Source organism: Chryseobacterium edaphi, assembly GCF_025628985.1.
Classification (GTDB): Bacteria; Bacteroidota; Bacteroidia; order Flavobacteriales; family Weeksellaceae; genus Chryseobacterium; species Chryseobacterium edaphi.
Window position 1 is genome coordinate 303,536 of record NZ_JAOTEM010000005.1, and the last position, 9,943, is coordinate 313,478.

The window sequence follows — 9,943 nt, forward strand, 5'->3', positions numbered from 1 at the left end:
TATTTTAAACTTTAAATTATGCAGGGACAAATTACACTATCAAAAAAGGAAAAACGTTTTCAGTTTTTATATCTTATTCTGATGCTTTTGGCAGCAATGCTTTTGTTGGGAATTATTTTTCTGAACAGATTTGAATCGCCTTTTGATTCGTCAGATGTAATAACATTGAGAAGACTTGAGCAAAAATCAAAATTCGATATCGAACAACAAAATATCCAGAAGGTTGTAGACAGCACTTTTGTGAAAATTTCTCATCTGGATGCTGAGAATCCGGAAGCAATGACCATTCATGAAATTGAAAAAAACACCGATTTTATTTCTTCTACTAAAAAGAGATTTGTAACTCCAGACGAAAGAATAGACGGATATCCGCTTATTGCAGAATTCTACGAGATGTATATGGAAGATAAAAACATGGTCAAAAATATGACAGACGATGTTAAAAGACTCGAAGTAAATGTCAAAAACTGTGAAATGGGATATAAAAATAACGAACAGAAACTTTTTGAAAGAGATATCGCTCTCAAAACCAGATAGCCAAACCACACATCACAAAACACATCACAAATATTAAATATGAACTATTTTCAAAAGAACAGGAAAAACATCATTATTGGTGTCGTCGCTACTTTGCTGGTTGCTGCCCTCGTTGCACTGTGGCTTCAAAAAAAAGTCATTCATTCCTCGGATGACATTGTAGGAGCTGTTTATCCATTGTCATTAACCGTAGGAGATACGCTCCATTTCGAAGATAAAACGCCATTCGCAAAACAGAGAAAGTGGAATTTCGCAGATGGCAACAGTTCAGATAAAAACAAAGGCTACCATTTTTTCAATAAACCGGGCTATTATAGCGTAACACTGATTATTGACGATAAATACACCAAGACTTATCCGATTGTAGTGTCATCAAGACGTGTCGAAGCTCAGGACAGTATGAAAATGACGACAACAATTGATGCTCCGATTCAGGCGATGCAATTTGAAAATGTCAATTTCAGAGCTTTATCAGATGGTAAACTTTTCACCTGGAAGTTCGGGGAAACGACAGGAATTGATTCCAAAGATAAATTAGCAACTTATTCTTACAAAAAACCGGGCGATTATATTGTCACCTTATACACGGATGTTGATAAAGAACCAATTTTACACAGGATAAAAATTGTTGCCGAATACAACGAAGTTGAAGAAGAAGTTGCCGTAGATGATTTTTACGAGCAAAGGGATAATGATTTTAAATATCATCTTCAGCAAATTGCCAATGGAAACAGCTTCAATATGCATTACAATTATTTGTTAAACAAATACCTGTGCAACAACGAAAACTCTATTGTTCAGGTAAGTGATAGTAAAATCAATAACTTTTATCTCTATTGCACCGGTTTACAGTTTGATAAAAATAATGTGATTCAGACGGTGAAACTCAATTATGACGATGCTCAAAACTGCGTTACCAAAGTAGACATCAACCAAAGCAAATAAATTATCCCGAATTTTATTCGGACGTCACACCAAATTTTAAAGAAAATTAAGATGAAAAATAAATTTCCTCTAGCAGCTTATTATATAGGTTTATCTGTCTTGCTTACGAGCTGTCAGGTAAAATTACCATCAAAAAAAACTCCCGAACCAGAACAATACGGACAGATTGATAATGCGCCGGTTATTAATGGTTTTTCTAAAAAATCTGTGCCATGGATTGCCATTTCAGACCGGTCAAGAAACACGGCTTATCTTGATAAAAGTGATGAAAAATCATATAAGGAAGTGAAATTTTTAGAGCCTTTAATGGTTCTGAAAAATCGGGACGGAATGGTAAAAGTAGCAGAATATATTCCTGATGCTTTAATGAAAAAAGTCTCGTCAAAATCTGTAAAAACCTATGGCTGGATTCCGGAATCTGATCTTCTTCTTTGGAGCAGCTCTTTAAAAAGTGAAAAAACAGGTTATCCGGTTCGTGTTGCAGTAGTTCCTAATAGTCCGGAAGTCATTAAAAGCGCTGAAAGATATTATAAAAACGATTCTATCATGGTGTTTAATTCGCCAAGTCTGATCGAACAGGCGAATGTGAAAATTCCGAACGGACAAATGGTGTACGTTTACAAACAGGCAGAAAATAACAAAAGATTTTTAGTAGGGAAAAAGCCTTCGATTGATATGGACAGTATAAGTACAGGACTTTACGGATGGGTGAGTTCTGATGTGATTTCAGCTTGGGGAGAACGCTCGGCGGTAAAGATGAAAAATCCTACAGGAATCAAAGAGACGGCTTTGGGTATTCATGAAGGTTCGCCCGGAGGTACCGATGCAGAAAAAAGAATTGCCATTTTACTGACCGATGTTGACAAAAGAAAACCACTCGAAAACATTTTTCCTGTTAATTTAGCACTTAATGATACTGTTGCGGCAGATACCAAAACAAAGTATTTTACCAACGTATTAGATTACAGCAAAAATTACGCATCCAATGTGTTAGGAGATAAAATTTACTTCGATCGTTATAAGGAAATTATTGAGAAGAACAGAAAAGCTAATATCGTTTTTGTGTTAGATGTAAGTTCGAGTAATGCTCCTTACACACCTATTGTAAAATCATTATTAGAAGATCTTCAATTGAGATTTGAGAAGCCATCTTATTTTAATTCAATTAAATATGGTGTCGTGCTTTACAAAAATAATCCTTGCGGAGAAAATGTTGCTCCGTCACCTTTAAGCAAAGATTATAGTAAGATTACAGCCTTTATTGATGATAAAATCAACGAGATGAACTGCCAAAGTACAGGTGGAAATCAACCTTTAAACGAAGGTTTAATTGCTGCCGGAAATTTACTTTCTGAAGTTCCTGATGAAACAAATATCGTTATCACGATCGGTACGTCTGCAAATACCGGTAGCAATATGTATGGCGTTATCAATTCTTTGACTCAGGCGCAGGCAAAAATGATTATGTTTCAGACAAACTCACGTTCTTCAGATACGTATAACGATTTTGTTTTGATGTCAGAAAATATTGTTACCAATACTGCTAAAAACGTAGCAGAATTAAAAAAGCAGAAGATCATCGATCAAAGTGATGTTTTAATTAAAAATAATTTTAGTTTGGTTGAAAGTGATGCGGGCTTTTATTCATTAGACTTTCCTAAACAGAGCATGGCTCCTGGATTTGTAATTTTTCCTAAAAAAGGTGATGTTGCCCCTCCTGGATATTTGAAAAAAGCGGTAGATAGTCTGATTGCTCAGGTAACTTTTGATAATACTAAGATAGACAGTTCCCTCAATGAGAGATTTCAAACATCAGTAGGAGCCGGAAGAACTGAAGTTGATTTTAAATATAAATATTTGTATCCCGGAGTGACAAATCCGGTTCCTGCGGGAATCGCAGCACAGTTGATTAATTATGGAAATCCGTTTTTGGTAAAAGGATATATTCCTAGAGAACTGAAAGAATTCAAACCCGGAATGGAAAAAGGTATTTTGATTTCTGAAACGGAATATGATCAGCTTAAATCTTTTTACTCCGAAGTATACGAAAAAACAGGAGCGGCAAGAACTGATTTTAAACAGACAAGAGCTTTGAGAGAATACGTTAAGCTTTTAAAAAAATACAATCCTACCCTGAAATTTTTAGATAAAGGAGAATTGTACGAGCAGCCAATGTCTTATGCAGTGGGAATTAGTACAGGTTTTGATAATTCCGAAGCTGAATTGATGTCTAAATATAAATTAAAAGGCTGGAAAAAATCAAAAATCGTGACCAACGATCAGGCAAGAACTTATTTTAAATATTACAAAGATTTAGCTGAAAGAATGCTTACTTACAGGAATAATCCTGCTGTCAAAATAAAACAGAACGGTCAGGAATTTTATTGGTTGAACGAATATTTCATGCCGACCACATTACCGGTAGAAGAACCGGAGTATACTCAACATTAATTACTTAAACTATAAAAAAGACGGAAATTAACTTTCCGTTTTTTTTATTTTTAGCTTACTTTTTGTTATCTTTGAGTACCAAACATCACAAAATATGTCAGAGCAATCATCATCTCATGACGGCAAACACTTTGTCGTGCAGAAAGGAACATGCGAGTGCAATCAGGGAGACCAGTTTCCACAGCATAAAGTGACTGTGCATCAAAAACATTATTGGAATGATGCAGCAGGAAGCACAGATTATCTTGCAGTAACCGAAGATGATCTCCAATTCACACCTTCAGGTCCTAGTTTCGGGCGATGCAAACTAAAACCTTCTTCAAGCGGATATTTACCTTGCGCCTATGCTCCTGCAGGAAAATGGCAAAAAACCTATGATAAAGTGAAAGTCATGGGCAAAAAAGTAGTGACCGAAGTTTCTGAGCTTCAGTGTGCTGTCGGTGGAAAAATTACGATTAAAGATCACGGTCAACGTGGTGAAATGAGTAAGCAGAATGTAAAAAATGCTGATGAAAAAATCGTGAGACATATAAATCCTTTGGTGGATGTGAATGAGTTTAAAGAAACTGTTTTTGAAAGTGAATTAGATGCATATTAACCTTTAAACCATTTCTGCAATGTCAAAAAAAGGAGTTTCAAAAATATCAGGGAATTCTTCTCCCAAGATTGGAGAGGCGACAACTTATACCGTGACTGACTGGTATCCTGCAACGCCACAAAATCAACGGAATGTTGGAGGTGTAACCTGGGAATTATTCAAAAAACGCTCAAACGGAAGATTTACTACTACAAATATTAAAAAAACAGGCTCCGGAACATTTACTTTTGGAGAGGTTGCTCAAAGAAATACTTATCGTTTAGAAGCTTATCTTTACGAATCGGAAGGAGATGGTAGTTCAACAATTGACATCACTCCTCAACCTGTAGCAATTCCGAGAATTAACAAAGTTGAATTACAATATGTTGATGATTCTCCCGGAACAGTTTTTAGTTATAGGGAAAAAATGCGTGCAAGAGCGCAATGCGTGAATTTATCGGGTCAGAAACTTAAATTTTCCCTTTGGGAAGATGACGCTGTTGGTGACGGTCATAATGCCAAAAATCTTTTAATTGAAACTAAAGAAGCAACGGTAGACAGAACCGGAGTGGCAACGGCAGAATTTATGCTAACAAGAGCTTTGCTGCAAAAAGCGATGCAGGGAGAGACAGATCCAAAGCAATTGGAATTTTATGTCACGGTAGAATATTTTCAGGATAGAAAACATGCTACAGATAATGTGAATGTCAACAATCCTTCTCATGTTCCGGCAACTGCACCGCAGACAAGACCACAACAACCTGCAAGTAATCCTGCACCTTCGCAACCAGCTCAAGCGAATCAACAACCAACTTCAAACGTTCCTCCAAGAGCAGCAAATTCACCTGCAGCAGATAAACCTCAATCTCAAAAAGAAGAAAAAGGGATTGTAGACAGAGTAACAGATTGGTGGAATAAGCTTGAGCTTTGGGATTGGGCAGAATCACCGGGAACAATCAAACCGACACAACCGCCGACTCAGCAATCATCTGACGGAAAAGCTGTAAGTGTGGTTAATGGAAGTTCAGTTAAAGTACAAAATTGTGGTGAAAAATATTGTATAAAAAGAGGTGATAAAAGTGAATTAATTAGAGAAATTAATATACGTTTAGCAGGATTTGGAGGGAACGTTCCTACCGACGAATTTACAGAGCGAACTGAGAAAATGATTAAACAATTCCAAAAAGACTATATGAAAGTTCCTGAAAATGGAAAGGTTTGTGGAAATGTTCTTAGAGCAATAGATGAATTTCAAGCTAAATTTTCCATTGATTTTTCAGAAGTACAGTGTAAATGCAAAAAATGTACAGGATTTGGAGATGGTAGTAACAAAGGGGTATATTTGAAAGGAAATGCTGAAGCTCATCATAGATATGAATATCCGGGTATTCACAGGTCTTTGCTCTCTTCTATGAGAAGCGTTAAATTTTATTTGGCGAAAGATGGAAGGTATAGTTTTAATAAAGTGAGTTCCGGTTATAGATGTAGATTTCATGCTGAATATTTAAAAAAACCTACTACCAATCATATGGGAAAAGCATTAGATCTGCATTTTAATGATAAAAAGGGTAGAACCAGGATATTATCCGATATAGAAACTATTAGAAAAGATATTTTCAATAAGTATTTGGGAGCAAAATGGGATTGGAAGGAAGGAAATATATTTAATTTAGAATCTACAAGAGTAGGAGCTACAACTTGGGTGCATTACGATGTGAGAGAATTCGACTCTATTTATCTTGAAGATAAATTTTTTGCTAAAGACGTTTCAAAGTTAAATGGGAAAAGTATGGTTTTACTTGCTATGGAGCTAGGTTTTACAAATACATGTAGTTGTATGGGAGGAGGTTCTGCAAAATCAACTGAAAAGGATACAACTAAAAAAGACAATAAATATAAATGGTCTCATAGCGAATTTGGAAATTTAATTGCAATGCGGGAGTCATCCAATGACTATAATAAATGTAACAAAACCAAAGGTGGTTTGAAAGTTGTAAATGATGTAAAAGTGGTTGAACATACAATAGCAGAAATCCAAAAAAAGCAAGAAGATAGAGATGTTTTTGCAGTGGGAAGATACCAGCTGATTCCTAATACTTTGAACGCTGCTGTAACAAGTATTTCGTTAGATACAAGTAAAAAACTTGACGAAGAGATGCAGGATAAAATCTTTGACGAGTATCTTATAAAAGTGAAAAGACCCAAAATAATTGCTTATTTGGAAGGGGAAGGAACGGTAGAAGACGCGATGTATTCTTCAGCACAAGAATGGGCAAGTATAGGAGTGGAAAAAGGAAAACGGATCAGTGATAAGGTAACAAAAGATAAAAAGGGCAAAGTTATTTCAAGAGAAGTAAGATATGCCGAAGGTGGTGAATCATATTATGCAGGAGATGGATTAAATAACGCTCATATCACTCCGGAACAAATAAAAAACGCTTTAATCAATTCTAAAGATGCAAACAAATAAAATAATTTTTATCTATTTTTTCATATTTTCTTTATTTGGATGTAAAGAAAGTAATGCACATGTTTCAGAAAAGATAAGTATAAAAGATTCTTTAAAGGAAAATGTAAATAAACAAGATACAATTCTAAAAGAAGTTCCTCAATCTTTTGTAGTTAGCTGCGGCTCTGGATGTGCAATGACCTACAATGTGAAAAATGTTACAAGTACAGGTCAAATAAAAAAAGTTGACTTTGGTGTTGATACATATATTGATGAGGTTCTTTCGGAAACCAATCAAGAATCCTATCTTTTTTTTTATGATCAGTTTAATAAAATAGAAAAGATACAACACGAAGGTGAAAAAGAAAATATCTTAGAAAATTTAATACCTGATGTGGTCGAATCATTCAAGGATTTTGCAAATTCATTGGTAAGTAAACAAGCCGATCCCGTGCAAAATCAAATCCAAAAAAATATTCCAAATAGTAATGGTTTTTTGTACAATAATAAGATAAATCCTAAGACAGTAAAGTATAATAAATTGAATGTTAATTCTATAACAGGAATTTCAAAATTTATTTGTGATATTTCAGATCCACGCTACATATCTTTACTTTCAAAAAATGATATTAAAATGATTCTTGTACCGCAGGATTGCGGAGATTTTTCTTACCGATATTATCTTTTAACTATAAAAAATGATATGGTTGTCAGTGATTTATATGTGGAAGGAGAGTCATACGAACCTGATGATCAGAATAGTAAAGAAGTAACTTCTTTTTCAATAGATAAAGACTACAATATTAATGTAAGTACAAAATATCAAGATTCTTTTAGGTCAGATGTTTACAAAATTTCAGATGATGCTCGATTAATAAGGAAATAACAGTCTAATTTCATGAAGTATCTAAATATACTGATTTAAAGAAGATGTATATTAAATACTTAATAAAATTTTCTGGGTTTTTGAATACTTATTTTTAGCTTAATCAAAAATTTAATATTTATTTTCCTTGTTCTTATTATTTTCAGAAGCTGTAATGATAGTAAATCTTCGTTAGATATAAAAACTTTTACACCTAAAAACGGTGAGTCATCATCTAACCCAATAACACAGAAAGATATTTACATTAATAAGGAGTTTTTCTCTGGTGATGAATTAACTGATATAGAAGTCTTTAAAACATCGAAGACAGGTATTGACAGCCTGAGTTACAGTATTTATAAACAAACGTATAGTAAAAACTATATTTTTTCTTTAGAGAAATTTTTAAAGAACAATGATGTTGAAAAATATAAAAATTACAGACACACTCAACCTCAAATCACACGATGTGACTGTAAATATAGAAACTATAGGAAATAAAAAGGTTTTGTTATTGAAATCAGATCAGAAATTACTGAAAAAATGGGAATTTAAGATTCATAGCAATAAACTTCCTGGTGGATAGGTAATTTTTCAGGAAGTTTTTTAAGAATGAAAGAGGAATCCGTAGATCCACGAGGCAATGGAATGATTTATATTCAGATCTAAAAAAATTCTGCCAATTTTCAGCTTGACAGTTATGTTGAGAGTACTAAAAAAGAAGAACTTATTATCTTAAGTGAAAAGAATAATGAGATCATTCTCTCTGAAAAAGAGAATAAAAATTATACATTCATATTGACAAAATATAACAGAAAATATTTTATTAAAAGTAATATTATCAATAAAACTGTTGGTGAAAATGATAGTTATAAATTGATTAAACAAAAACACAATACAATCTATGATGCTTCATTTCATACGTCACGGCGATACTTTGCAAAGCATTGCCGATCAAATCAATCTCGAAAACCCTTTGTACATCAAAGAATTTCACAATCAGAAATGTGGAAGAGAAGATTACATTTTTGAAGATCTTGTTGTCGGGAAAAAATTGTTTCTTCCGGATCATCTGACGATTCATAATTATAATTCCAGAAATGATGCATCGTTCAAAAGTCCTGAAAAAAATCCGAAAATAAGTTTTTCTCCTGAAAATTTAAATTCTCAATATAAAGTAAATATTAAAGAAATTTCTTTCGATGACGGAAAAAAATCTGAAAACTCATTTTCCTATAATTTTTCTTTAAAATGGATAAAAAGTGAATACAATTATCACACTTTTCATATTTCTAAATCTGATTTTTCAAATATAAAAGAAAAGTTAGGCGATTTAGCGAGCAGTTGTATGCAATCGCTGAATCCTATCGAAATCCAAACTAACTTGAAAGGTGAAATTGTGACCATCAATCTTTTGGAGGAAACAATAGAAAATTTCCCCAAAATAAAGGAGAAACTATTGGATCAGTTTCCGGATAAATATGCAAAAATTTATATTGAAGAATTTGAATATGTGGTTCTAAATCAGGAATTGTTTCAAAAGAAAATGAAACAGGATTGGTTGCTTAAAACTTTTTTTGCGCCCATTAGAAACGAATTCAAAAACGGAAAATCATCTTTCAAAATATTCCTGGAAAACGAAAATTCTCTGGTCGATATTCAACAGAACGGCCTTGTAAACAACCAAACCGATGAGGTTATCCTTAATCAAGCTTTGCTTAATGATAATGTTAAAATAAAGTTTACGGGAGATTACACACTTTCCGCACAAACCGGAATTATAAGATCAATGAACATTCGCAATTCTTATTCTGAATTCAATATTCTGCATACCACAGAATTAAAAGTTAGTCAAATCTCATAACTTGCTTTAAACTTTCCTGATCGCAGTACTACTACACAGAATCGTACTTTTACTACAAAAAATAAAAAACCTTTTAAATTTTTTGAAAATAATTTTGTGAGTAATTACCTTTGAGATACAAAACACTTACACAATATATAACGATTAAAATTTACGAGTCATGGCAGCAAATTCAAGAGGAATCTTAAAATTCAACGGCAGCGAAGGACAAAAATTACTGAAGCTGAACTACAGCGTATCGCGATCCACAGACGT

Annotated in this window: 7 protein-coding genes and 1 pseudogene; all 8 read left to right on the forward strand. The window is 33.5% G+C overall.

Translation table 11 applies throughout. The features are described from left to right. The first annotated feature begins 18 nt into the window (after positions 1-18). Positions 19-537 (forward strand): type VI secretion system TssO, encoded by a 519-nt coding sequence (gene tssO / locus NZ698_RS17745; protein WP_263004583.1) that lies wholly within the window; start codon positions 19-21, stop codon positions 535-537. 39 nt (positions 538-576) lie between these two features. Then, the gene (locus NZ698_RS17750) at positions 577-1,482 is read left to right on the forward strand and encodes a PKD domain-containing protein (protein WP_263004584.1); all 906 of its coding nucleotides are present in this window, start codon (positions 577-579) and stop codon (positions 1,480-1,482) included. A 51-nt stretch (positions 1,483-1,533) separates the two neighbouring features. After that, complete coding sequence (gene tssR, locus NZ698_RS17755; RefSeq protein WP_263004585.1) at positions 1,534-3,933, forward strand: type VI secretion system protein TssR domain-containing protein; 2,400 nt, start codon at positions 1,534-1,536, stop codon at positions 3,931-3,933. Between the two features lie 94 nt (positions 3,934-4,027). After that, positions 4,028-4,531, forward strand: coding sequence for a DUF4280 domain-containing protein (locus tag NZ698_RS17760; RefSeq protein ID WP_263004586.1), 504 nt, complete (start codon positions 4,028-4,030; stop codon positions 4,529-4,531). 19 nt (positions 4,532-4,550) lie between these two features. Continuing rightward, positions 4,551-6,980 carry a hypothetical protein gene (locus NZ698_RS17765; RefSeq protein ID WP_263004587.1) on the forward strand — a complete coding sequence of 810 codons (2,430 nt, stop codon included), beginning with the start codon at positions 4,551-4,553 and terminating at the stop codon, positions 6,978-6,980. Then, positions 6,967-7,845 (forward strand): hypothetical protein, encoded by an 879-nt coding sequence (locus NZ698_RS17770; protein ID WP_263004588.1) that lies wholly within the window; start codon positions 6,967-6,969, stop codon positions 7,843-7,845. Before NZ698_RS17765 ends, NZ698_RS17770 begins: the two co-directional genes overlap by 14 nt. Positions 7,846-8,728: 883 nt before the next feature. Beyond that, a complete protein-coding gene (locus tag NZ698_RS17775; RefSeq protein ID WP_263004589.1) occupies positions 8,729-9,688 on the forward strand; it encodes a hypothetical protein in 960 nt (319 codons plus the stop codon). A 160-nt stretch (positions 9,689-9,848) separates the two neighbouring features. Next, positions 9,849-9,943 (forward strand): annotated as a pseudogene (locus NZ698_RS19580) (type VI secretion system tube protein TssD); the annotation flags it as partial.

Coding starts and splice junctions, on each gene's coding strand:
- tssO (WP_263004583.1), top strand. CDS start 19: ATGCAGGGACAAATTACACTATCAAAAAAGGAAAAACGTTTTCAGTTT.
- NZ698_RS17750 (WP_263004584.1), top strand. CDS start 577: ATGAACTATTTTCAAAAGAACAGGAAAAACATCATTATTGGTGTCGTC.
- tssR (WP_263004585.1), top strand. CDS start 1,534: ATGAAAAATAAATTTCCTCTAGCAGCTTATTATATAGGTTTATCTGTC.
- NZ698_RS17760 (WP_263004586.1), top strand. CDS start 4,028: ATGTCAGAGCAATCATCATCTCATGACGGCAAACACTTTGTCGTGCAG.
- NZ698_RS17765 (WP_263004587.1), top strand. CDS start 4,551: ATGTCAAAAAAAGGAGTTTCAAAAATATCAGGGAATTCTTCTCCCAAG.
- NZ698_RS17770 (WP_263004588.1), top strand. CDS start 6,967: ATGCAAACAAATAAAATAATTTTTATCTATTTTTTCATATTTTCTTTA.
- NZ698_RS17775 (WP_263004589.1), top strand. CDS start 8,729: ATGATGCTTCATTTCATACGTCACGGCGATACTTTGCAAAGCATTGCC.